The sequence below is a fragment of the Coleofasciculus sp. G3-WIS-01 genome (assembly GCF_040223135.1).
Classification (GTDB): Bacteria; Cyanobacteriota; Cyanobacteriia; order Cyanobacteriales; family Coleofasciculaceae; genus Coleofasciculus.
Genome location: NZ_JAVJZI010000241.1, coordinates 173,276 through 198,012 on the forward strand (window position 1 = coordinate 173,276; position 24,737 = coordinate 198,012).

At 44.9% G+C, this 24,737-nt stretch carries 21 protein-coding genes; 9 read left to right on the top strand and 12 right to left on the bottom strand.

Features of this window, described 5'->3' with window-relative positions:
- The first annotated feature begins 303 nt into the window (after positions 1-303).
- Positions 304-1,437, top strand: coding sequence for a hypothetical protein (locus RIM23_RS25405; RefSeq protein WP_446370491.1), 1,134 nt, complete (start codon positions 304-306; stop codon positions 1,435-1,437).
- A gap of 319 nt (positions 1,438-1,756) precedes the next feature.
- Here RIM23_RS25405 and RIM23_RS25410 read toward each other — a convergent pair whose 3' ends face one another.
- Positions 1,757-4,531 (bottom strand): cation-translocating P-type ATPase, encoded by a 2,775-nt coding sequence (locus RIM23_RS25410; RefSeq protein ID WP_446370493.1) that lies wholly within the window; start codon positions 4,529-4,531, stop codon positions 1,757-1,759.
- A 93-nt stretch (positions 4,532-4,624) separates the two neighbouring features.
- Positions 4,625-6,901, bottom strand: coding sequence for a ribonuclease R family protein (locus RIM23_RS25415; protein ID WP_446370495.1), 2,277 nt, complete (start codon positions 6,899-6,901; stop codon positions 4,625-4,627).
- Positions 6,902-7,765: 864 nt separating this feature from the next.
- On the opposite strand from RIM23_RS25415, the gene RIM23_RS25420 reads away from it, so the two are divergent.
- Positions 7,766-8,650 carry a hypothetical protein gene (locus RIM23_RS25420; RefSeq protein WP_446370496.1) on the top strand — a complete coding sequence of 295 codons (885 nt, stop codon included), beginning with the start codon at positions 7,766-7,768 and terminating at the stop codon, positions 8,648-8,650.
- Positions 8,651-8,775: 125 nt separating this feature from the next.
- Here the strand turns inward: RIM23_RS25420 and clpP are convergent, their stop codons facing one another.
- Entirely contained in the window at positions 8,776-9,384 is a 609-nt protein-coding gene (gene clpP / locus RIM23_RS25425; protein WP_446370497.1) for an ATP-dependent Clp endopeptidase proteolytic subunit ClpP, read from the bottom strand.
- 149 nt (positions 9,385-9,533) lie between these two features.
- The gene (locus RIM23_RS25430; RefSeq protein ID WP_446370498.1) at positions 9,534-10,127 is read right to left on the bottom strand and encodes a sporulation/spore germination protein; all 594 of its coding nucleotides are present in this window, start codon (positions 10,125-10,127) and stop codon (positions 9,534-9,536) included.
- Between the two features lie 131 nt (positions 10,128-10,258).
- On the opposite strand from RIM23_RS25430, the gene RIM23_RS25435 reads away from it, so the two are divergent.
- The 4 genes from RIM23_RS25435 to bioF all read left to right on the top strand — a co-directional run bounded on the left by RIM23_RS25435 (position 10,259) and on the right by bioF (position 13,840).
- Positions 10,259-11,485, top strand: a complete 1,227-nt coding sequence (locus RIM23_RS25435) for an AAA family ATPase (protein WP_446370499.1) — start codon at positions 10,259-10,261, stop codon at positions 11,483-11,485.
- On the top strand, positions 11,479-12,189 hold the full coding sequence (locus RIM23_RS25440; protein ID WP_446370500.1) for a DUF4276 family protein: 711 nt from the start codon (positions 11,479-11,481) through the stop codon (positions 12,187-12,189). Before RIM23_RS25435 ends, RIM23_RS25440 begins: the two co-directional genes overlap by 7 nt.
- Before the next feature lie 123 nt (positions 12,190-12,312).
- Positions 12,313-12,522 carry a hypothetical protein gene (locus tag RIM23_RS25445; protein ID WP_446370501.1) on the top strand — a complete coding sequence of 70 codons (210 nt, stop codon included), beginning with the start codon at positions 12,313-12,315 and terminating at the stop codon, positions 12,520-12,522.
- Positions 12,523-12,649: 127 nt separating this feature from the next.
- Complete coding sequence (bioF, locus tag RIM23_RS25450; protein ID WP_446370502.1) at positions 12,650-13,840, top strand: 8-amino-7-oxononanoate synthase; 1,191 nt, start codon at positions 12,650-12,652, stop codon at positions 13,838-13,840.
- Positions 13,841-13,905: 65 nt separating this feature from the next.
- Here bioF and RIM23_RS25455 read toward each other — a convergent pair whose 3' ends face one another.
- The 3 genes from RIM23_RS25455 to RIM23_RS25465 all read right to left on the bottom strand — a co-directional run bounded on the left by RIM23_RS25455 (position 13,906) and on the right by RIM23_RS25465 (position 16,469).
- Positions 13,906-14,616: a manganese catalase family protein gene (locus RIM23_RS25455; protein ID WP_446370503.1), complete on the bottom strand. Its 711-nt coding sequence runs from the start codon at positions 14,614-14,616 to the stop codon at positions 13,906-13,908.
- A 507-nt stretch (positions 14,617-15,123) separates the two neighbouring features.
- Positions 15,124-15,960 (bottom strand): Tab2 family RNA-binding protein, encoded by an 837-nt coding sequence (locus tag RIM23_RS25460; RefSeq protein ID WP_446370504.1) that lies wholly within the window; start codon positions 15,958-15,960, stop codon positions 15,124-15,126.
- 122 nt (positions 15,961-16,082) lie between these two features.
- Entirely contained in the window at positions 16,083-16,469 is a 387-nt protein-coding gene (locus RIM23_RS25465) for a hypothetical protein (RefSeq protein WP_446370505.1), read from the bottom strand.
- Between the two features lie 498 nt (positions 16,470-16,967).
- On the opposite strand from RIM23_RS25465, the gene RIM23_RS25470 reads away from it, so the two are divergent.
- The 3 genes from RIM23_RS25470 (at position 16,968) to RIM23_RS25480 (ending at position 20,662) form a co-directional block, all read left to right on the top strand.
- Entirely contained in the window at positions 16,968-18,119 is a 1,152-nt protein-coding gene (locus RIM23_RS25470; protein ID WP_446370507.1) for a nucleotide-binding protein, read from the top strand.
- A gap of 185 nt (positions 18,120-18,304) precedes the next feature.
- Positions 18,305-19,819 carry a glycerol kinase GlpK gene (gene glpK / locus RIM23_RS25475; protein ID WP_446370509.1) on the top strand — a complete coding sequence of 505 codons (1,515 nt, stop codon included), beginning with the start codon at positions 18,305-18,307 and terminating at the stop codon, positions 19,817-19,819.
- A gap of 543 nt (positions 19,820-20,362) precedes the next feature.
- Complete coding sequence (locus RIM23_RS25480) at positions 20,363-20,662, top strand: ferredoxin (RefSeq protein ID WP_446370511.1); 300 nt, start codon at positions 20,363-20,365, stop codon at positions 20,660-20,662.
- Between the two features lie 263 nt (positions 20,663-20,925).
- Here the strand turns inward: RIM23_RS25480 and RIM23_RS25485 are convergent, their stop codons facing one another.
- From RIM23_RS25485 to RIM23_RS25505, 5 genes are all read right to left on the bottom strand, one after another.
- On the bottom strand, positions 20,926-21,183 hold the full coding sequence (locus RIM23_RS25485; RefSeq protein WP_446370513.1) for a hypothetical protein: 258 nt from the start codon (positions 21,181-21,183) through the stop codon (positions 20,926-20,928).
- A 486-nt stretch (positions 21,184-21,669) separates the two neighbouring features.
- Positions 21,670-22,776 carry a Gfo/Idh/MocA family protein gene (locus RIM23_RS25490; protein WP_446370515.1) on the bottom strand — a complete coding sequence of 369 codons (1,107 nt, stop codon included), beginning with the start codon at positions 22,774-22,776 and terminating at the stop codon, positions 21,670-21,672.
- 91 nt (positions 22,777-22,867) lie between these two features.
- Positions 22,868-23,842: a glutathione synthase gene (gene gshB, locus RIM23_RS25495; protein WP_446370517.1), complete on the bottom strand. Its 975-nt coding sequence runs from the start codon at positions 23,840-23,842 to the stop codon at positions 22,868-22,870.
- Between the two features lie 226 nt (positions 23,843-24,068).
- On the bottom strand, positions 24,069-24,347 hold the full coding sequence (gene grxC / locus RIM23_RS25500) for a glutaredoxin 3 (RefSeq protein ID WP_446361681.1): 279 nt from the start codon (positions 24,345-24,347) through the stop codon (positions 24,069-24,071).
- A 77-nt stretch (positions 24,348-24,424) separates the two neighbouring features.
- On the bottom strand, positions 24,425-24,737 hold a 313-nt coding region (locus tag RIM23_RS25505; protein ID WP_446370519.1), incomplete at its 5' end, for a zinc ribbon domain-containing protein.

The window sequence follows — 24,737 nt, forward strand, 5'->3', positions numbered from 1 at the left end:
CACGAGAATGAAGTCGCCCTCGTAGGAGTTTATGCAGGCGGTAGCGGAAGCATGGCTGAAAAAGCGGATTCGGTTATTTCACAGTTAAAGGCGTAGAAACCCAACGTAAATCTCAGTACCATACTGTTAATCTATAATTAGGAACTAGCAGGCTTTTTGCTGCTTTTTAGTTCTGAAAGCTTCTCTGAAGGGAGGAACCTTATCACTAAGGCTCGTAATATCTCACAAATGGCAACACCGATTGTTTATGTAGCCATTAAGCACAGAATAAAATTGAAGAATATATTGACATGGTAAACTGATATGATGTCTGTTCCTGAACTCATTGGTTGGTCTTTTAGTAAGAAACCTAAAAATCTCCTTGCAATTACTGAGCATTTTGGAGAGACTCAGCAAGATTTATTTAAATTACTAGAAGTCTTAGAACTAATCGAATCATCACGAGGCTGTAATTTTTTAAATTTACAAGATAAGCTTGTGGAAGAGTCATCAAGTTGGAGTAATTTTCTCTCTTTTGGTTCTGAGCTGTTCTTTGCTAACGAGTTTTCTAGACAGAAATTTTCTGTAGAGCTTATACTTAAGTCTACAGAGTGTTGGAATAAAGAAGGACGAAAAATACCAGATTTCTCGGTGCTGAAGGATAACCAAAATTTTCTCATTGAGGTTGCTCGTATTAGTGGTGATGAAACTACATCTGAAGTAGCTTCCCGTATAAGTCCTCTAATTAGACGCAGCTCGTTTCGTGTAGAAATCAAGTATTCAGAAAATTTTTCTTTTCCTGTTATTAAATCAAATGAGCGTACAGACAGAAAAAACCTTATCGATGAGTTTGTTAATGAATTTGATAAGATTATTAAAACACTTGATTCAACAACATCCCTTCCCAAAAGCGAAGATATTTTAGGATGTCGAGTCACGTTCACAAAACCACGACATGGTAACCGTGGTTATTACGCAGGTTGTGTAACGGATGCAATCAACCTCCCAGAGGAGAAGCTTTATCAACATATTGCATTTGTAATTGAAGAAAAAGCTAAAAAAAGAATAACCTGGGATGAATCTAAGAAAGAGATACCTTATCTAATTGCACTAGATATCCAACAAGATTACATTTTCCAAGACAGACTAATTTCTCTACTATTTGGTAAACGATGCCATTGTATTGACTCACAACCCCAATACTCTGAACCATCAATCGTTAGTGATGCCAAAGCTCGTGGTTGGCAGGAATTTTTAGAAAAGGTTGGTTTTAGTCAGCAAACACAAAGTCCAGTTACTGAGCCTGGTCTTCTAATTAGTAATGAAAACACCTGTAAAAACGTAACAGGTATTATTGCAAAAATAAGCGGCGAACTTCACTATCTACCAAATCCTTTTGCTGAAGAGCCAATTAATTCTCTAGATATACACGCTCTCGTACCTGGGAAGAAAGCTTAACAGATTTTCAGATAAATAAGCTCACAGTGAGCGAACAGCCGGCAAATCTTCGCCTGATGCCTGTCTAAAGAGTTCTATATTCTAGATTAGAGCTAACCCAGTTTAGGCTAATTGAAATCGCGGCTACTTGGGAATTAATTTCTGACTGATTAATTAAATAAAACCGGCTTATGTTGGTTTCCGATAAAGTACAAGTTTTCAGTCCGCGAAGGCGGACTTTGTTTGTGTAGCTGCGAATTCAATTCGCCCAATGCGGGGGCTGAATAAGTCTTGTGGAGGGTAGGGAGCAGAGGGAGCTGGGGGAGCAATGATACATTATTCATGATTTAGCTTTTTTGTATCGACGCAACCCTTTATCCAATTCCATTGCCCAAATCACAATTGTACTCATGGCGAGACTAATGCCTAAATCAGAAAGTGATAACCCTATCGTATTAAAAATATCCTGTAAGAATGGAACATACACCACCGCAAGTTGTAATAGAAAAGTTAAAACAACCGCGCCTAATAATGGCTTATTCGAGAGTAAATTCAAAGTAAATATGGATTCTCGCTCAGATCTCATGCTTTGAGCTAAACCGATGCGGGAAAATGCCAATATACTAAATACCATCGTCTGCCAAGCCGCTTGACCCGTAAACCAATAGTGATAATCAACTACTAATAAGACAAGTCCCAGAAGTAACCCAATCCAAACAATATCTCGACCCACTCCCCGACTAAAGACACTCTCTTGCGGATTATGAGGCGGACGGGACATGATATTCGGCTCCGCAGGTTCGACGCCTAATGCCAATGCTAACAATCCATCAGCTAATAAATTAATCCAGAGAATTTGTAAAGGAAGCAATGGTAAAGGCATCCCTAAAAATGGTGCTAATATAATCACCCACAGTTCACCACAATTCCCGGTTAATGTATATTTAATAAACTTACGGACGTTATCGTAAATCACTCGTCCTTCTTGAGTCGCTGCCACAATCGTGGCAAAGTTATCATCGAGCAGCACCATATCTGCCGCTTCTTTCGCCACATCTGTACCCGTCAACCCCATTGCTACGCCAATCTCGGCTTTTTTTAAAGCGGGTGCATCGTTGATGCCATCCCCTGTCATTGCCACAATATGTCCCCGGTTTTGCAGCGCCTGAACAATATCTAATTTGTTCTGGGGCGAAACTCTGGCATAAACAGACACCTCATCAACCTTTTCGGTTAACTCTGATACTGACAGTTTGGTGATATCCTGACCCGTTAACATTAAACCGTTGGTAGAAATACCCACTTCTGAGGCAATATAGCGAGCGGTTAGGGGGTGATCTCCGGTAATCATCATGGGGCGAATTCCGGCTTTCTGACAAGTCAGAACCGCCTGTTTGACTTCCGGGCGCGGCGGATCGATCATACCAATCATGCCGATAAAAATCAGGTCTTTCTCTAAAACATCTTCGTGTCGTTCTAGGGGAAGTGTGGCGAGGAGGTGAGATTCTATGGGACGAACCGCGATACCAAGAACACGGATGCCATTTTCCGCCAGTTGGTTATTGGCATGAGAAATTTTTTCATACCAACTATCGTTTAAGGGGGTAATCTGATCATCAAACCAAACCTGAGTGGAAATATCTAAGAGACTATCAACGGCACCTTTGGTAAAGGCAATATAGGACGCCTGATTAAAGAGTAATTCCCAAGGCTTAAGCCAACTTAGGTCATCGGGACGTTTGTCTGTGGTAGTTGGGAGTTCGTGAACCGTAGTCATGCGCTTGCGTTCAGCGTCAAAGGGAACCTCGGTTATCCGTTCAAAAGCATAGTCTATATCCGTTTTCCATAAACCAAAACGGGTGGCGGCGACAATCAGAGCGGTTTCTGTGGGATCACCGAGAACTTGGATGGGGTTGGATTGCTCCAGATGAAACTCCGCGATCGCATCATTACACAGAGTCGCTGCCGTGAGTAGTAAGGCGGTGGCGGGTTCCTCTTTTAACAGCTTAGACTGTTCATCCTTCTGTGAGGGCATCATTAACTCATCTAGTTCTGGCATCGCCAACTCAATTTGATGCCCAATCAGGTCCAGATGAGTAACTGTCATCCGATTCTGGGTGAGGGTACCGGTTTTGTCCGAACAAATCGTTGTTACCGAACCCAAGGTTTCTACGGCGGGTAATTTACGAATCAAGGCTCGCTGTTTCAGCATCCGTTGAGCGCCCAATGCTAAGGCGATGGTGACGACAGCGGGTAATCCTTCGGGAATCGCGGCAACGGCTAAACTGACTGCCATGAGGAACATTAAGCGAACCGATTCGCCCTGGAGTAGCCCCAAACCAAAAATAACCAGGACTAAGATTAAAATCGCGATCGCTAATATCCATCCTAGTTGGTCTAACCGTTGCTGGAGGGGGGTTGCTTCCCGTTCTATCCCCTGAATCGCTTTGGCAATCTGACCGAGTTCTGTCTTCATGCCTGTTTCTGTCACCACGGCTAATGCCCGCCCATAGCTAATCACTGTACCCATGTACGCCATGTTCTGTCGCTCTGCTAAAGGCAGATTAGCTGTGGCAATCTTCTGGGCAATTTTATCAATGGGTTCAGATTCCCCGGTGAGTGAAGCTTCTGAGGTGCGGAGATTGCTGCTTTCGAGTAACCGACAGTCAGCCGGGACTAAGTTTCCAGATTCTAGGATAACGATATCCCCCGGCACCAGTTCACGGGCGGACAGTTGTTCGAGGATGCCATCGCGACGCACTTTCACCGTCGGAACCGCCAGCTTTTTCAGTGCTGCGATCGCGCGTTCGGCTTGGTATTCTTGGCGAAAGCCGAGGATGGCATTAAATACCACAATTGCGAAGATCGCGATCGCATCCTTATATTCACCCAACAGAGCCGAAATCACAGCCGCCACAATCAGCACCACCACCACCGTTGCACTAAACTGCTCCCACAAGATTTTCCAGGGGCTTTCCAGGGGGCGATCGTTTAACTCATTGAGTCCGTAGATGTCCTGACGTTGACGAGCCTCTTTGTGACTTAACCCGATGGTGGCATCGGTATTAAGCTGTTTGAGAACATCGACAAGATTGAGAGTATACCAGGTAGTCATTGGTCATTGGTGATGGTTGATTGTTGATGGTTTATGGCTCAAGGCAATGGCATAAGACCGAAGACATAAGCCATAAGCCATAAGCCAAAACTATTAATCTTCTAAATCTTCATTACTCGCCACGCTACCGCCACTAACAGTTACCAAGTCAATTTGTTGACGGTAATAATCAACGCTCTTGACTTGAACTTCTACATGATCGCCCAATCGATAAGCTGTGCGGTTTTTCCGACCGACTAAACAAGCATGACGAGAGCGATATTCATACCAGTCATCTTTCAGGGAACTGACATGAACCAATCCTTCCACCAACAAATCTTCAATTTCGACAAAGAATCCATAGGATTGCACTCCTGTAATTAAACCACTGAATACATGACCGGTGCGTTCTTTCATCTGCTCGGCTTTTTTCAAGCCCTCTAAATCAATTTCCGCATCTTCGGTTAGCTTTTCCCGGTCATTGAGATGGGGAACCAAGGTGCTTAATTGACTTTCCAGCTCTTGTTGAATGTCAGGGGGTAAAACATTCCAGTTAATATTGCCATGGGCGCTACTATGGTGAAGATTGACCCGATCTTTAGACCGAGTGGTACGGCGATCGCGTCCTTCTAAGAAGGTGTACTCTAAGACCCGTTGGACAAATAAATCCCCATAGCGCCATACGGGAGAGACAGCGTGGCAATAGCTGGTATCATCAGCTAAACCAAAGTGCAATCCAGGTTTAGAACTATAACCAATCGGTTTTAAGGTTCCCTGAAGTAAGTGATTCAGGACTTTAGCCGCCGTTGATTTCGCCAACATTTGGGTCAAGCGCTGATAATCTTGGGACGTCACATCTTCCTCCAAGGATTGCTCGACATCGAGTCCTAGATTACTCGCTAACTTGAGCAAATCTTCCAGCCGTTCTAAATCGGGACTCGGATGGACACAGTAAATTCCTGGCAAGGATAAGGCGTGCAAATGGGATGCTACCACTTTATTTGCCAGTACCATCAGTTCTGTCAGGAGCGATCGCAACGGCATAGACGCCGAAACCATTATCGCACCGTGTCGTCCTTCATCTTTACTGTGGGGAAGGGGTCGAGCAATGGCTTCTTTTGGCAATGTTCCATTCAATTCAAAGGCGCCTCGTTGCTGTCGCACGGCTCTGAGTGTTGGAGATAAGCTAAAGAAGAGTTCCTTGAGCTTTTCTACAATCGGTGCGAGTTCGGGTTGGCTTTGTTCATGTCCTCCCAATAAAGCCTGTGCTTGTTCATAACTGAGCTGGTGATCTACTTGGATAACACTGGGTTGAATTTCAAATTCTACGAGTTGTCCGGATTCAGTTAAAGTTAACAGCACTGAAAGGGTTAAGCGATCTTCACCGGGTACGAGGGACACCTGAGACAGGAGTTTTTCCGGGAGTATGGGTAGAACCGTATCTCCCAAATACACTGCAGTTCCTCGCTTTCGCGCCTCTCTATCGAGGGGTGAGTCTAGGGGTATCCAATGGGCTACATCTGCAATATGCATGCCCACCTGCCAATGTCCGGTCTTGGTTTTTTCTAGAGTAAAGGCATTTTCGACAATGGCGCTATCTGGGGAGTCTGATTTGTCTTCTATCGTCATCGTCAGCCGATTCCGCAAATCCAGGCGATTTTTCAAATCGGTCTTGCGGAGTGAGTCGGGTAACCCTTCGACAGCCTTTAACACTGAATTGGGAAATTGGCGGCGCAGATCGTGTTTACAACAAACTATATCCGTATCGGCGGCGTCTTCGGCATCACTTCCCAAAACGCGAGCCACTTTGCCCAGGGGTGGGTTTTGTCCCAGGGGATAGCGCAGAACTTGCACATGAACTAGATGATCAACCGCCTCCTCCAGAGGGGCGCTGTTGGGTCGCAAATCTAGTTCAAATAGTAGGCGATCATCCAGGGGGACAGCGTGATAAGTGCCATCTTCAGCCTGTCTGACTCGTGCAAGTACCGAGGGATTCACTCGCTCGAGAATCAACCGTACCTGTCCTTCTGGAGAACGGCGACGACTTCCTTCTTTGGTAACTTTGACCAAAACGCGATCGCCATTCCAAGCGCTACTCAGATGATTCTTTTGAATGTAAATATCATCGGCGCCTTCAACATCTTGAATGGCAAAGCAAAATCCTTTACTCGAACAGCGCAGTTTGGCTTCGACCACATCCTCTTCATAGACTCGTCGATACCGACCCCGTTCTTTTTCCAAAATGCCAACTTTCTCCAGCACATCCAGAGCAATCTGGAGTTTTTGCATATTTTCGTCGTCCTGACACCCCAGTTTCTTTTCCAAAACTTTTGGGGCGACTGACTTGTCATCGGTAAAATTGGAGAGTAATGTAGCGATTGAAAATTCCATCCAACAATCCTTTTTTTTCTTTGATTCGGCGTTTACTTGAATTTGCCTAATGGCAATACGCTACCCGTAGCGTTAGTGTGGGGGAGTTTACTCCAAACGTGGAGGGTCAATGGGTAACGGTGCTTTCCAGTTGCTCCCATTGACCTATATCCGTGTTCTCTGACTGAAACTGACGCTCAAATCACTCATAAAAGAAGGGCTGAGAGAATCCCGTGGATTTGATGCCAGAATGCTTACCGATCAAGATCGCTATGGCAACGGTAATGGCATCTCTTGCCAGAAGAGCTATTTTCCTTTTCGAGAACGATCGCGCCTCATCTGACGGAGCAGTCATAGAAATAGAATAGGATCTGTCAGAATACAACCGTCTCTTCAGGGACGCGATCGCGAGCGGATAGGGCTTGAGCTATCCAGTTCAGGTTTACGGACACACGTTAACCCACGACCTGTTTCGGATAATTGCCGCTGTTCGCTCGCTGGCGTCGCGTTGCGGCAAGAGTCCGTGAGTTACAGCTCACTTGGGACAGTATGTCATTATTGTAGATTCTCGTACCCCTACCTTGGAAGTCAAGCATCAAAAGTTATCCCTTTAAACGTCGGTTGTTATGCCGAAGTTCAACAGGTGGGAAATAATTGGTAAATTTGTACTAAATGCCCGTTCACCAAAGGGTGGCTTATACTTGCCCATTCTTGTTCCGGGTGGTTTCAAAAGCCACAGGACTGTCCTGAGTCATTGATGTAACGTTATGTTACATGTTTGGATCGACACGCCCTCACCGTACCAACAATACTGTCGTTGTCTATGCGGACAGTCCGAAATATACCGTGTCAATGTACCGCGTTGAGTAAAGTTTTATGGAGTATATGTTGAATAAATTCCGAGTTTGTTATCCTCAAGGGAACCTGATTAGTGAGCTTTTAGCCATCGATCACGGTCAGTATATCGTGCGTGTCAGCGTGGAAATTGATGGCGTAACCCGGTCAACCGGTCTAGCGGCTGCTCAAAGGGTAGAATTAGCAGAAGACCAAGCAAGACTTCGAGCAATAACCGTTTTAGCGATTGATCACGAGAGTGCTACAGACGCCGAAACATCCCCACCCCTTAGCCATCCCCAAACTTCAGTAGCGGCGGCTGAAGTTCCCTCATCCCCTGAGTCAATTCCCAACTCGCCTCCCGCTTTTTCCTCAGAAAGTCTGGAATCAACACCTGAGGTTGAAGACAATCCAAGTCCTAGTCCAATAGAGACTCACCCCATATCGGAAAAATCCACTCAAACCCCTGAACCGAAGGAAACCCTCCCAGAGACGGTTGAGCCACCCCCCTTGACTGAGACAAAATCCAGCCCAACCCCTGAACCGACAGTAACGCTTCCTGAGACAGTTGAGCCGCTTTCCTTAACGGAGGAAGTATCAGCATCACAGACACCCATGTTTAAGGAAGAAACACCCACCCCAGTGGGAGTCACTCAGTCTTTGTTTGAGCCAGAATTAACACCACCCCCATCTGATGCACCTGCACAAAAGGAAGCTGAACCCGATAATCACAATCAACCCAAATCCGAAACACCCATTGACTTTTCCGAAATTATTGCCCGAACCAATGTGGAACTCAAACGGCTGGGTTGGACAAATCAACAGGGACGGGATTACCTCATCGAAACCTATGGTAAGCGATCGCGTCAGTTGTTAACCGATGAAGAGTTACTCGACTTCTTGCATCATCTCGAATTAGAACCGACACCCGACTAATCAGATTTGAGGAAAGTAGGGGCGGGTTTAGTCACTTTCGTCTTGCTGTTGATGATAACGTTTGTGCAAAACCCGCCCAGACTGATGTGTAGGGACGGGTTTCACTCTTGCCAAGATTAAATTGCCTAGCCCACCTTAGCTGGAGTCCGGGTTGCGGAAGGACGCCGGTCAATCACTTGATCGATTAAGCGGTACTCCTTGGCTTCCTCAGCTGACATAAAGAAGTCCCGTTCTGTATCTTCAGAAATTCGGTCAAGGGGTTGACCCGTATGTTCAGCCAAAAGCTGGTTGAGCCGTTGTTTGTGATACAGGATTTCTTTTGCCTGAATTTCAATATCACTCGCCTGTCCTTGAGCGCCGCCTAAGGGCTGGTGAATCATAATTCTGGAATGGGGTAAGCTCATCCGCTTACCCTGCGCCCCAGCACTCAGGAGAAACGCACCCATACTCGCCGCCAAACCCACACAGATGGTGCAGACATCAGGACGGATTTGATTCATGGTATCGTAAATCCCCATTCCTGCGGTTACAGAACCACCAGGGGAGTTGATATAGAGGTAAATGTCTTTTTCGGGGTCATCGGCTTCTAAGAACAACAGTTGAGCCACAATTAGGTTCGCTAAATCTGAATCAACCTGTTGTCCGAGAAAAACGATACGTTCCCGCAGCAGACGAGAGTAGATGTCAAAGGCGCGTTCACCGCGACCCGATTGTTCGATAACTGTAGGAATCATGCCAATTACGCTAATCTTAAGCTGATATTCTTCTAGATTGTAGCGAGTTGGCTCAGGATGAGGGATGAGGGATGGGGAAGCATGTAGAGACGCGCCATGGCGCGTCTGGGAGCAAAGGGAGCAAACAAATGATAAATGACGAATGACGATTAAAGAACAATATCTCTTCCTTGGTCTGTAAAACGAACGTCTTTAATATTGAGTCTGGGGTTTTCTAACAAGGTTTTGCGGATACTACCAAATAATGCCAATTGTTCGCACATCGAGAGGGAGACAAATTGACGTTGAGAATCCGGAGATAAGCGCAAATCGATAGTAGCAATACCGTTATTGAGGTTAACGCGATAACCCGTTAAATCCAAGTCACCCGAACTAACTTGGGCGATAACGTTTCCCACGGACACCGTTACTGGGGTTTCTGCTGCAACAGCAACGGGTTCAGGGATAAGGGTTTCACATTGGCTGTCAGTTCGATAAATATTAAGAGTTATGGTTTTGACAGCATCAGCGGGTTGGGGAGTCGAGGCTGGATTCACCTCAGGGATGACAGAGGAATCGGGTTGAGCGATAAGGGAGGCGGTTGAGTCGGGATTTGCCGTAGTCAGAGATGATGACTCAGAGGAATTTTCGACAAGATTGTTAGGAGTTCCCTTACCATTTGCGGCTAGCCAACCCCAGCTACTGAAACCAGCAATAATAATTCCTGCGATCGCGGGGATAAAATACGGTTGAATACGATTCATAGTCGAGAGCTGATTGCCTCAGGTAGATGTTCCTCACTTAGGATTCGAGGTAGCTGGCTACTCATCCGGATCAAAATCGTTCAACGGCTGGATTGCTCTAAAATAATAAAGACGTGACCGAGGCGGACAACATGGAAGGCAAACGATTAATTCGCACCCTGCGACTCAAAAACTTACTATCCTATGGTAGTGAAGGTGAAGAAGTTGAACTGCAGCCTCTCAATGTGCTTATCGGTGCTAATGCATCTGGCAAATCTAATCTAATTGAAGTTCTTAGGCTTCTTCGTGCAACAACCCAATCTCAAAACTCCCAAGACCTGAACTCTCTAATTTATGCAGGGGGAGGTATCCAAGAATGGCTTTGGAAAGGCATCAACGAAATTCCCACAGCCGAAATAGAGACGATATTAGACTTCAATTTTCCTGAAACATCTATGTCTCTGCGATATCGACTTTGTTTCACTATGCTTAATGAAAGACTAATGATTAGAGATGAAGTCATAGAAAATAAAGATTCAAGTGATTCAAATGATTTTTTTTATCGATATCATGAAGGATCGCCAGTTTTAAATACAAAATATGGAATGAATAAAAATCTAAATCAAATACCTCGTGGGCAAGGTGGCATTGATTTAAATAAGTCTATTTTGTCTCAAATAAAAAGTCCTGATTATCCAGAAATAACTCATCTTAGTAATAGCTTTTCTTTAATTTACTTTTATAAACTGTGGAAATTCTCTCTTTACGCTCCACCTCGGCAACCAATTCCATCGGAAGCCCCCGAAGATTTTTTAACAGAAGATGGTAGTAACCTAGCTTTGGTTGTAAACAATTTAAGGAGTAGAATGAGTTCCAATAAATTTCGAGAAAAATTTATTAGTAAATTAACTAATTTTTCTGATATTATGAATGAAGTGACAACCAGAATTTCCGGTGGAACAGTACACCTATTTATTGAAGAATGTTTAAACAATTTAGCTGAAGAAAACGTAAAAATTCCGGCAAATCGTCTATCTGACGGTACCCTTAATTACCTTTGCTTGCTCGCGTTACTTGTCGATCCAACGCCACCACCACTCATCTGTATTGAAGAACCCGAAATTGGTTTGCATCCGGATATTTTACCCACCATTGCTGAATTACTGATTGAAGCATCTGGGCGAACACAATTAATTGTTACCACTCATTCCGATGCTTTAGTTTCCGCACTTCCGCCTGAATCCGTACTGGTATGTGAGCGAAATAAAAAAGGCAGTTACTTACGTCGTCTTAATCCTGAACAGCTAGAAAAGTGGCTGGAAAAGTATACGCTTGGAGATCTCTGGCGGATGGGTCAAATTGGAGGCAATCGGTGGTAAGGGAGATCTACATTTATATTGAAGGGATTGGAGATAGAGATGACGAGGAAGCTGAGAGTTTAGTTATACCACGTCGTCGGGGTTTTCGTAGTGGAATCAGGAGTGGCAAAGAAACAACAAGTGGGTTACGTCCAGGGTTTAGACAGTTTTTTAAGGAACTTTATCAACTAGCACAAAGTAAGGGAATTCAGATTAGATTAAACTTATGTGGTTCCCGTGGTGATGCTTACGAAGATTTCCTGCTCAGTTTAGAAACTCACCCCAATGCTTTCAATGTTTTACTCGTTGATTCGGAGGCTCCATTATCTGATACACCTTGGAAACATCTAAAAAATAGACAAGAAGACCAATGGGATTCACGGGGACTTGATGATCAGCATTGTCATTTGATGGTTCAAACAATGGAAGCTTGGTTTATTGCAGATCTTGAGGCGTTACAAAATTATTATGGGCAAGGATTCAGAGCGGATAAGATTCAAATGAGAATGTCTGCTGATAATAATGTTGAAAATATTTCTGTGTATAACTTAGAGAAATGGCTAAAACAAGCTACAAAAGAGACATCAAAGGGAAAATATAAAAAGGCAATCCACGCCCCGGAAATTCTCAAACGGTTAAATGTGGCAAAAGTCCGTAAAGCTGCACCGAGTTGCGATCGCCTTTTCACGACGCTCACCCAAATCATGGAAGCCGCGACAGATTGAGGACTCGCGGTGGTACACTTAATCTGATAGACCCACCCTTGGCTTGCTTGGAATTGAGATAGAATAAGCTGGGGAGATGATTTTTCAGCTTATGGCAAAAATCGGGAAAAAGGAGTATTAGAGATGGGGATTGAAAATAGAAGATGGAAAGGATTGTTCGCGCCAACTGAGGTGGTTGAACTGAAACAAATGTGTTTAACACCAGGACAGATATTTCAACCTGGAAGATATAAGGCAGAAGATTTACCTGATATCGCTTTTGAAATGGGTTTGGTTGAGGGTATTTCTAAGGCGGAAGAAGAAAAAGATAAAACTGGAGATATTGATAAATAAAGAAATTGGTGAGCATAGAAATTATATTTTTTTAACGCAGAGGAGCGCAGAGGTTAACGCAGAGGGCGCAGAGGGAGTTGGCGGATTTGGTAAATAAATTTTGGGGAAGAAATAAGGGGGAGACAATATGAGAACTAACCCTTATGTTTGGTTAGAAGATTCTCTTGTCACTATCCACAAAGCTAACTGGTATCGTTCAGTCCAAACGCTGCAAAGTCGTCCGGGTGCGGTGGTAAAATTGGCAGGGCGAGAGGTGATTAATTTTGCGAGTAATGATTATCTGGGATTGGCGGGGGATGATCGCTTAATTGAAGCGGCGATTAGGGCGACAAAGGATTATGGTACAGGGAGTACGGGTTCTCGGTTACTCAGTGGACATCGGGAATTGCATCGAGAATTGGAATGTGCGATCGCATCCCTGAAACAAACTGAAGACGCACTGGTGTTTAGTTCTGGCTACCTGGCTAATTTGGGTGCGATCGCGGCTTTAGTCGGAAAGCGTGATTTGATTCTGGCAGATCAGTATAATCATTCTAGCCTAAAAAATGGGGCAATTTTAAGTGGTGCAACGGTTATCGACTACGCTCATGTTGATATAGAAGACTTACAGCGTCAACTGGTTCACCATCGGCAAAATTACCGCCGTTGTCTCATCACCACCGATAGCGTTTTTAGTATGGATGGGGATCTGTGTCCTTTACCTGAAATTTTATCACTTGCTGATCAATTTAGCTGCATGGTATTGGTAGATGAAGCCCACGCTACTGGTGTTTTAGGGACTACAGGTGCAGGCTGTGTAGAACATTTTAGCTGTACTGGACAACCCTTGATTCAAATGGGAACCCTGAGTAAAGCGTTAGGAAGTTTAGGGGGATATGTTGCAGGTTCAGCGACTTTAATTGATTTCTTAAGAAATCGCGCCCATAGCTGGATTTATACCACTGGATTATCTCCGGCTGATACCGCCGCCGCTTTAACCGCGATTGAAATTATCAACAAAGAACCCCAACGTCGCGCTAAACTCTGGCAGAATGTAGAAATGCTCCAATCTTTAATTACCCAAACATTACCCCATCTCAAATTATTGCCGTCTGAATCTCCTATTCTCTGCCTTCAATTTCCCAGCGCCAAAGACGTTCTCACCACGGCACAACAGCTAAAAACAGCAGGTATTTTTGTCCCAGCAATTCGTCCTCCCACCGTTCCCACCAGTCGGATTCGCATTTGTGTAATGGCAACTCATGAACCAAGCCACCTCCAACAATTAGTTAAAGAATTTCTCAGTATTGTTCCCTCCCCTTGGCAAGAGGAGGGTTAGGGAGGGGTCAGATCCCTGGTTAATTTACCAACAGCTCCCTTCCAGTAGCCGGAGTCCCCAGGGGGTTACTCGCTCCTTGAAGAATGACTAACTATGGGGTTAGCCACATACTTAAAGTCGGGTGCAGAATTCCACGGCTTATCACCTTGTTGAGGGTTGCCGTCTGGCTCAGTTGATAAGTTATAGTAGAGATCAACGGTGCTATCGGGTTCGATGTTGCCAAACATCGGATCAGTGAGCTTACCCATAGAATTTAATGCATTCATAAACATCTTTGTATGGGAAATTTCGCGGGTGAGTAGGTGTACAAGCGTCTCTTTTGTTCCCGGATCAGGCGCTATTTTGATTAGTGCTTCGTAGGTTTGACGAGCGCCAGCTTCCGCCCCAATATTTGCTCGTAAGTCACGGACAATATCGCCACCTTCATTAATATAAGCAGCTGTCCAAGCCGACCCTTGACTATCTAAGAAATGAGGACCCATTCCCCGTACTGCAAATAGCGTACTTTTGTAAGCGTCAGTCTGATCAACATTCTTGGTGTGGGATTCAATCAGTTTGCCAATCATCTCTAAATGGCTAAACTCTTCAACAGCGATATCTTGAAGCATGTTCCGGATGGAAGGATCTTCACAGTGAAAAGATTGCACCCAATACTGTAAAGCCGCAGTGAGTTCACCCGTGGCTCCACCGAATTGTTCTAACAGAAGTTGTGCAAATTGAGGATGTTCTGTCTCAATATTAACTGCCTGAATGGTCTCTTTTTTGTGAAAAAACATAAATTCCTTTTGAGTATAGCTATAGAGGCAAAACCTGCCTGCACAGTTATTCAAAAACTAAACTGCGCTTAAATATCAGAATAATGCATTACTCTTAATCGCACCTTGAACTAAAGATAGAAACTTCTTGATAAATGAGCTTAAGTATAAGTTTAAGAAAATATACCTTGAGAGATAGAGATTTTCAATCCCACTCGAATTAGTAGGGTGGGTTAGGCGGATACTCCAGCAATAAAATAACCTTTTAATGAGATGTCCGCCGTAACCCACCAATAACTCCCGTAGCTTGGCAAAAATAACCCATCCGTTAACGAAACACGGAGAGACTCTACAGAATGAATCGGATAAGTAGGGTGGGTCGAAGAATGAAAAGTAACTGTAGGGGCGGGTTTAGCCATTTAATTGGAATACCTACGGATAACCTTTCCACAAAACCCGCCCTTCATCAACATTAAAGATGCCTAATAACCAATTACAAATGACATAAACGAATGACAAATGACAAAATTAATCAGCCATCAATAACCAAAACCCGGTATACGTCATTCCCGAATCATCCGGTTGCACTAATAAAAAATTTAACCCCTGACTCTGTTGCTTACGCTGTTCATACAACCTCGCCGCCGCAGCAACCTCTTCATCTTCAAATGTTGCCATCACCCAGCGTTCTACTAACCCCGCCTCTAAAATTAACCCATCCGGTGCACCTGGAATATAATTAAGTGTTACAGGTTGCACCTTTTGCAGCCAACGCGCCAATGACATGGACTGGCGTCCCCCATCAATCACAACTCCAGGAATAGCTACCGTTGAGGCTAAACCTAAATGGAAAGGTAAGAGTTCATTTGGCATCTGTAAAATCGGAATCGGGCGTTGGGCAAACCCCTCCTCAATATCCCCTGCGGGAATAGTAGCAAATCGCCAGCGATCGCCCCAGAGATTTTCGGGTAAGGGTACAGGTGGCGGTTTGTCCAAGCCAAGGGGGTTGTATGCTTCCCCGGTGTAATTCTCTTGCTGTTGATAATCTAACGCTCTTTCCTGTAATCGTTGCTTCAGGGCTCGAGTGCGTCGTGTCCCTTCTACCTTAATCCCCAATCCTTGTCCAATCTCCTGGAACAAATTGAACGACTGGGGGCGAAAGACTTGAATAGCATCCGGTAACCCTGTTTTAGCCGCCGCGACTTGCACCTGAGACAACAACCAATCAGGGGTTACCTCTGGCTGAGGACAGAATGATTGATAGATAACGTTGCCGGTGGTATCGCCAATCAATAATTCCCACAAGACTTGTCCAGTTTCATTTCGCAGGGGACGCCGGTAAAAATCCGCTTGCCAAACATTCATTGATAAATACGATGTCTTTTAATATCCTTATGATAAATTCTATAAAAAAAGAGGGTTGACTGCCCTCTTCTGTACCAATTGGTATTCAATTATCAAAAGGTAATCAGTTTTGCCTATCTATCTTAGATAAGTCCTGGTCCTCTACCACGCTCATCTTTTTCCATGGTCAACTCGCCTTGGCGTTCTTCATCGAGTTGTTGAAGTTCTTGGCGGCGTTTAGCCGTCTCTTGTTCTTCTTTTTGACGCAAGTCGCCCGGTTCGTTGACATACATTTCGGGTTCTATGGCAAAGTTATTGACCAAGCCTTCGTTGTCTACTGTATAACCCTCAGTGGTGTCGATACTATCAGGATTGCTTTGCTTATCTTGCGTAATTTTTGCCTTATAGTTATCTCCTTCCCGTTCTTTACGGGCGGCTGTTTCCGCCGGAACGATGTTTCTGTCGTAGGTATCGGATTTAATTTGCTCTTTTGTCTTGGCTTGGGGATCTGAAGGATTTGTCTGATCCATAAATAAGTCCTTGAAAATCATCAATATGTATTCCACTTCTCAATTTACAGAAGAATTAATTAACGTACATCCCTCTGGCGAATTAAATTGAATCCACTGTTGAGGCGTTTAGAACAAATGCATCCATCTAGGGGCTTAAACTGTAAACAGTACCGCTTTTTTATAGAGACTAGAGATCACACAGATCACACAGATGGGGGAGACAAGGGAGATGGGGGCGGGCGCGAGTAACATCAGGGTGACAACAAATGATAATAGTGAAACCCACCCCGACAAACTAGGTTCCACTCTTCAGGGCGTTGGGTCTTCGCAATCACCTCTTCCCCGATCGCCAGAAAAGTGGGGCGAATTGGTGATAAAAGTTACAATAGTCCAGAGAGTCGCTTTAAAAAAGGGTTGACTTATTGGGCAAAATGTGTGTAAGTAAAAACAACGGTTTATCCTCTCTGGCATCCCCTTTTTGACTTATTACTTATTACTTATTACTTCATCGTAGTTATGTCATCATCTCGAAAGCCGCCTTATATGAGAGACTTTGCTCAGTTTGAGCAACATGTAGCAACTATTTTTCAAAACGAGGGGTGGACAGTCACCACTCCCGACCCCAAGCCGCCGGAGTATGATTTAGTGGTTAGCAAAGAGGGTCAAGTTGGTGCGGTTCATCTGAAATGGTTGATTAGTAATGTCCAAAAACCCCAAATCCTGAGATTTTTAGGGTTTTTAGAATCGAAAGCAGGTCAAAACTTTAACTGTGGCTTTTTTATCACCACCAAAGGCTATGGTGCGCCCGCGAATGCTTTAATTCGCTCCTGGGGTTCAGATGCTAAAATTCAATGTGGAATTACGGCGGATAACCAAATTCTCTGGGTTAATGAGGATGAATTACCGCCACCAGAACCGCCGAAATCGGGTAAAATTTATGTTGGGGTTTTTACCTGTAAAGGTGGCGTTGGCAAAACGACAGTAGCGGCTCATTTAGCTGGCGCGTTTGCTTTGGAAGGATTTAATGTAGCGCTCGTCGATTTAGACCCGGAACAAAACCTGCAAAAGCTATTAGGAGATGGGGTGGATGTTCCCCGCCCTAGAGGGGTTGGGGCGAGTACCTATATTGCTGTCTATGATTGGCGTGAGTGGCATGAAGATGCAGCACGGGATTGTAAAGTAGTTGTTTGTGATTGCTCACCTGCCTTAGAACGTAACCCCAAAGAGCTGGTGAGTCAATTTGACTATTGTATTATTCCGACTACCTTAAATCCCTTGGGACTGAACAAACATGGTCAAGTGATTAAAGATACGGTAAAAGGAATCCGAGAACTAAATCAACAAGCTCACTTATTTGTGCTGGTCAATAATTTTAAATATCCGGGGTCTAAGAGACGATTGCGGTTGCTCAGAGATACGTTTTTGAATACGTATAATGAGGTCAAAGCCTTCGACAATAAGTTTCATTGTATTGATCCAAAATATGCTTGTATTCGCTCTAGTGATCAACTGTATTATTGGGGAATTCATTTACTGGAAAATCCCGAAGAAGCTCGCAGTGAGTTAGCGTTTAAACTGGTGGGCGGAATTTGTTATCCCCGCGATGATTTTATTAATCTAGCCGATTACATTGAACGGGAAGCGGGGTTAGGCATTCTCAGGACTTAAGAAAGGCTCCAAGGCTCCGTAGTACAGATTGTAGATTTTGTCAATCAATCCAAGGACTTGAATTGCTCTGTGATTTCCGCTGTTAACGCAAAGAAAGACTACAGAGAGTAGCCGAGCGATCGCATAACCTGGTAAATCTGTACTCAACCCTATTAGGGGTTTAGCTGTAAGCTTTTAAAATTGTGATGACTACTAACGCTAAATACGTCCTCGCCCTTGACCTCGGTACCACGGGAAACCGAGCGATTCTATTTGACAAACAGGGTGCGATCGCGGGACAAGTTTATCAGGAATTTAGCCAACACTACCCCAAACCCGGTTGGTTAGAACATGACCCCCAAGAAATTTGGCGGGATACTCGCGCCTGTATAGAGCAAGTTTTAAAGGATAAGGGGGTGTCAGCCTCAGAGATTGCGGCGATTGGTTTAACCGTACAGCGCGAAACTTGTTTACTCTGGGATAAGACCACAGGTGAACCGTTGTATAATGCGATCGTCTGGCAGGATCGGCGCACAGCTAACCGATGTCGGGAGTTAAGCCAACAAGGTCATGATGTCGATATTCAAGAACGCACCGGATTAGTCCTGGATGCCTATTTCTCGGCAACAAAGTTAGAATGGCTGCTCAACTGGGTGCGCCAAGAAAAACCGGATACGAATTTCGATAACGTATTAGCTGGCACTATTGATACCTGGATTCTCTGGAATCTCACCGGGGGCAAAGTCCACGCTACCGATCACAGTAATGCCAGCCGCACCATGCTGATGAATCTCGCCAATCAGGATTGGGATCACAGCCTCCTAGATTTATTTGGCATTCCCCCTCAGATTTTGCCCCAAATTCAGCCCAGTATGGGACTCTTTGGTAAGACTGAACCGAGTTTGTTAGGGGCACAAATTCCGATTATGGCGATTTTTGGCGACCAACAAGCCGCCTTATTTGCCCACGGTTGCGATCGCCCAGGTATGCTCAAATGTACTTATGGTACAGGCTGCTTCTTGATTTCCCATACTGGCACAGAACTGACGCGATCGGGCAACCGACTTCTCTCCACTGTCGCCTGGACAAACGCGGCAAATGGCAGTGGCGCAGATGTCGCTTATGCCCTAGAAGGTGCGATGTTTACCACAGGGGCTTGTATTCAGTGGCTGCGAGATGGTCTACAACTGATTAATTCTGCTGCCGAAACGGAACCCCTAGCGCGTCAAGTCGAAGATACAAATGGAATCTATTTTGTTCCCGCTCTCAGTGGTTTGGGTGCCCCCCACTGGGATATGAGTGCCAGAGGTGCATTCCTTGGCATTACAGGCGGTGTTAAGCGGGAACACATGGTAAGGGCGGTATTGGAATCCATCGCCTATCAAGTCAGAGAAGTCGTCGATGCGATGAACAAAGACGGCGACACCCCGATCAAACTCCTGAAAGTAGACGGTGGTGCGTCTCAGAATGACTTCTTAATGCAGTTTCAAGCCGATGTCCTCAACATTCCCCTGGAACGTCCCGCCGTTCTCGATGCTACGGCGCAAGGTGCGGCATTTGGTGCAGGGTTAACCGTTGGTTTCTGGGATGATTACCATAAGTTAGTTGCCCAAACCCCCATCGAACGGACTTTTGAGCCGGGAGATGGCAAAAAAGCCGCTCAGGATAATTTTATCTGTTGGCAAAAAGCCGTTGAGCGTGCCAAAAATTGGGTGGAGTGACATCCTCCCACAGGGAATCAGAGATTCCCTGTGGGCTTCTACCTTCCCCGCCCTCACAGGATACTGCTGGCGAATTTAACATTCTGCCCTAGGATGACCGAACTACGTTAGAGCCGCTAAGGATTTTATTGGCTTTGGCGCTATGCCAGTAACATTCGCCAGCAAAGTCCTTACAGTAGGCGGGGTCGTTCATGTCTAAGTACAAATCATCGAACTTAATTATAAATATAACTAATACTGATTAATCAAGGATTGAATCTGTCCATAGCTGCAATAGGAAACCGGGCAAACCTTTGTCAACACCGCTATTGACTGGGGCTATCAGCAGCACATATCGGCAAATTAATCAGTTAGTTTACCTATAAGAATAACTAATTTAATATTCAATTAACACTTTCATTCCTAATCCCGTTTAATCTTGTTAACTTTTTTTCGTAGTATCAGAAGTAACGCAGAAAAGTCGCCAATCGGCGTGTGCTAGTGGGGTCAGTATACTACAGCACAATTGATTCTGCTGTTTCAAACTAAGAGAGAGGAACACAAATGACAACTTACAAGGTCACCTTAAAGAACGAAACTGAAGGCTTGAATAGTACCATAGAAGTACCCGATGACGAGTACATTCTCGATGTGGCAGAAGAGCAGGGTATTGATTTGCCCTATTCTTGCCGTGCTGGTGCCTGTTCTACCTGTGCTGGTAAACTCGCTAGTGGCGAAATCGATCAGTCTGACCAGTCTTTCTTAGATGACGATCAGATTGAAGCTGGATATATTTTGACCTGTGTAGCTTATCCTAAATCTGACTGCACCATCATCACTCACCAAGAAGAAGAACTGTACTAATTCCGTCCAAATTTCTCAGGCGCTAACTCACGCGCCTAATCCGTCAATAAGTCGGCTAACTATCTTAGTAGGGAAAGCAGGAGCACCGTTTTTTGTGTTCCTGCTTTAAGTGTATAGAGGAAGACATCGCTCTCCCATACCTGACGTGAGAATAACCTGAGAATAAAAACTCATTTTTTCACCCAAAGCAAGACTAGAGTTAAGCTGTTGAGAGACCAAAACAGCTCTAACCAACCATCAACCAATGAATGCTCAAAAATAACTTACCCTTCCAGTTGTAACTGTGTTTCTGTTCTGGGATGAGGTATTGCCTGAGGAATTGGTAAATCTAAACTTCTCGGTGACTTATTTCTTAACTGCTGGAGTTGTTTTCGACTAGCTTTGTCTTTGTTGATAAAACGATTATTGAGAGTTTGGATGTCCTGGAATTCACTTTCGGCGGAAGTAAATAACCACTTACCATCTGAGTCAAACTCAAACATCGAGGTTAAATGACATTGAGTAGGATGACTGTATCGCATGCATCCGCCCTCAGAAGACTTAGCATCGAAAAAAGGGCATTGAATTTGGGAACACGCATTCATAGTAGGCTGTGACATAGGTGAATTTTTCTTCAACCTCAACAGGCACGGAAATTAAGGCATTTCATTCTTACCTTAGCACTATTAGACTACTTTAAGGTTGTTTGGGTTCCTAAACCCTTAATTCTATGACTATAGATATCCCCAAGCAACTCAATCTATTAAAGGCTTATTCCATAAAGCTTTCATATAAATACCCATGGAGGGGTATGCTTTCAGATGGCTTGTAATGTTTTGTATTCATGGAATATTCACAGAGTTTCACGGTTGTCTTTACTCATACTTTAAACAACTGGTCACCACCAATTATTCTTTTAATCAATTAAATTAAAACGCCTCAATTATTCTCTCAAGCCATCAAATTATCCCCAAAAATTTGATGCCGAAATAAAAATATTACTCACTTGAGATCTTTGCCTTTTTGGATTAGGCTAAAAAACTGGATAAACTAGGTACATCTACCCAATTTCTATGTTGATCAGATTGATGGGTTAAATCCATTAATAATTGCGAATAGACTCCTTCTCGCAGCGAAGGAATCATGGATTCACCTGTATCAATGCTTTGTACCCACTGATCCACAACCCGAATGAAGGGCGCTAAACGTCCATCAGGGTAAACTTGGGGAAATGCTAGTCGTTTGGGAATGTCCACTTGTGTCAGCGATTCACCAGCCGGTGCTGCCCAAAGATGAAATCCATGGACATAATCGTTTTGATTAGAACTGCCCAAAATCAACGTCCCGCGATCGCCATAGACTTCGACAAAATGCCCCCGTCCATTATAGGTAACAGAACTGAGGCAAAGTTGGCAGGGTGTACCATCGGCTAATTCCAGCATCAGCAGACAAGTGTCATCGGCGTCCACAGGTTTCAGTTTCCCCCCTTCACTCGGATCAGGGCGTTCTGGAATTGCCGTACTCCTGAAGGCGCACAACCGACGCACCGATCCAAAAAGCCAATTAATGTAATCAAAAGCGTGAGAACCCACAGCGCCTAATGCACCTCCGCCCTTCTCTTTTTGGGCGTACCAGTTCCAAACCCGCTGCGCGTCGGCTCGACTGGAGACTAACCAGTCAATTTTAATCAGACGCTTTTGACCAACATAGCCAGATTCTAAGTATTCTGCCAAGAGTTGCCATGCTGGAACAAAGCGAAATTCAAAATCTGGCATCGCCACAACCCCTTGCTTATTGGCAAGGTGATAGAGATCTCGCGTCTCGGTGGCACAGAGGGTCATTGGTTTTTCCAATAACAGATGTTTTCTAGCTTGCAACACCTGCTGCGCCATTTGGTAGTGGAGAAAGGGTGGGGTAGAAATGCTCACGGCTTGAACCTCTGGCATCGCCAGTATATCCTCTAGGCGTGAGCACGCTTGGGGAATGTTGTGAGATTCAGCCACCGCCCTGGCTTTATCCAGGTTAGGATTATAAACCGCTACCACCTTTGTGCGGGGGTAAATTTGAAAACCTGGGATATGAATTTTCTGTCCAAATCCAGTCCCGATTACAGCAACTCCAATTTGATTTGTCATTTGTTATTCGTCATTCGTCATTGGTCATTAGACAGGACACAGGTAACAGGGAACAGGCGAGAGGCAATTTCGAGGCATAGCTTATACCTCATCATTCATGAGTTAGTTTTGTTTTCTCAACCCAGGCAATCACGTCTTTACCTAAGCAAGTGCCATTAAGTTGGTCAATCTCGCGGATACCTGTGGGACTGGTAACGTTGACCTCGGTGAGATAGCCACCAATCACATCAATCCCTACAAAATACAAGCCATCTTGTTGTAACTTTGGCTTGAGTAAAGCGCAAATTTTTTGCTCTTGGGGTGTAATTTCTGTCGCCGCCACTCGACCCCCAACCGCCATGTTGCCGCGAAATTCGCTACCCGTGGGAATGCGATTGACTGCCCCAATCGGGTCACCATTGAGGAGGATGATCCGCTTATCTCCCTCTTTGGCAGCCGGAAGATAGGTTTGCACCATGACGGGTTCATGCCCCCATTTGGTGCTAATTTCGACTAGGGAATTAAAGTTGCGATCGCCTGCTTCTAGAAACAGAATCCCTTCCCCTGCTTTACCACCTAAGGGTTTAAGCACGGCTGCTCCTTTTTTGGCGACGAATTTCTGGATGGTCAACTTATCCTGGCTAACAATGGTTTCAGGAATCACCTCTTTAAACTGCAGGGCGTACATTTTCTCGTTTGCCCGTCGCAAACCCGTCGGTGTATTGATGAGCTGAGTCTTTTTGGGGTTGATGTAGTCAAGAATGTACGTCGCATAGAGGTAGGGAATGGTTACCGGGGGGTCAGTCCGCATAAAAACGGCATCCATCTCCTCTAAAGCAAAGGAGACAGTATCCGAGATTGCGTACCAGCGTTCGCTGACTACCCAACGCCCCTCAACGAGTTCGGCTGGGGTTAGCTGCACCTTCTCTAGATTTGCCCAAGCTTGATTATTGACAACCGTTAGCTTTTGAGCCTGAGTAACCCAAACTTCATGACCCAAGGCTTGGGCAGCTTCCATGAGTGCCACACTCGTATCATGACTGGGATTGAGCTTTGAGAGCGGGTCAATGATAAACGCAAATTTCACGCGGGGAATCCTACCTCAGTTGTTAAGTTGCGGCTAATCGTAACATCTTGGTGATTGGGGAAGTGCGAGAGTTTTGACCCTTCGCTTCGCGTATGGCATGGTTTATAGGGGCGGGTTTAGCCACTTTCGTCTTTCTGGTGATGATCACTTTTATTCCAAACCTACCCTGAGTGTTCCAGACGTAGCATGCTACATCTGGAACACTTCTTCCCCTCTCCCCTATCAATCAATGACTCGCCCCTGCTCCATTTTGCAGTAAGGTATCTAGTTCACCTTGCATTTCTAACCCATAAAGGTCGTCGCAACCACCAATATGCTGGTCATTGATAAAAATTTGTGGCAGAGAACGGCGTCCATTTGCCCGTTGTGCCATCTGCTCTCGTGCTCGTTCATCGCCATCGATACAATATTCGTCAAAGTTAACACCCTTTTCCTTGAGCAGTGCTTTAGCCCTTATACAGAAAGGGCAGCGGCTCCAAGTATAGATTTCGACCTTGGGTTCCATTATCTTTTCTCAACGTCAGCAACATTTCTTCAACTACCCCAACTTACTCCGCTTCACCTAACGGTTCCGCTTCGCGCTCAGTTGGGGATTGCATCTATCGTCCACCTCAACGGCGAGTACCTGGAGAGGCGCTCGCCTTTGGCTTCGTCCGACGACGCATCAGGGACGGCTGAAAGACGCCCCGTACTCTCCCACTCTTGGCGAGAGAGCAACACTCTAAGTGCAACATTCCTAGCACCAACTAGATCGGCATGGAGAGTATATCCACACTGCTGACACACAAAAGTTAGACCCTTGTTAGGTCTATTTTCTTTAGATGTGTGACCGCAATGCGGACAAGCCTGAGAGGTGTAATGAGCATCTACTTTCACAGCTAAACTTCCAGACAAC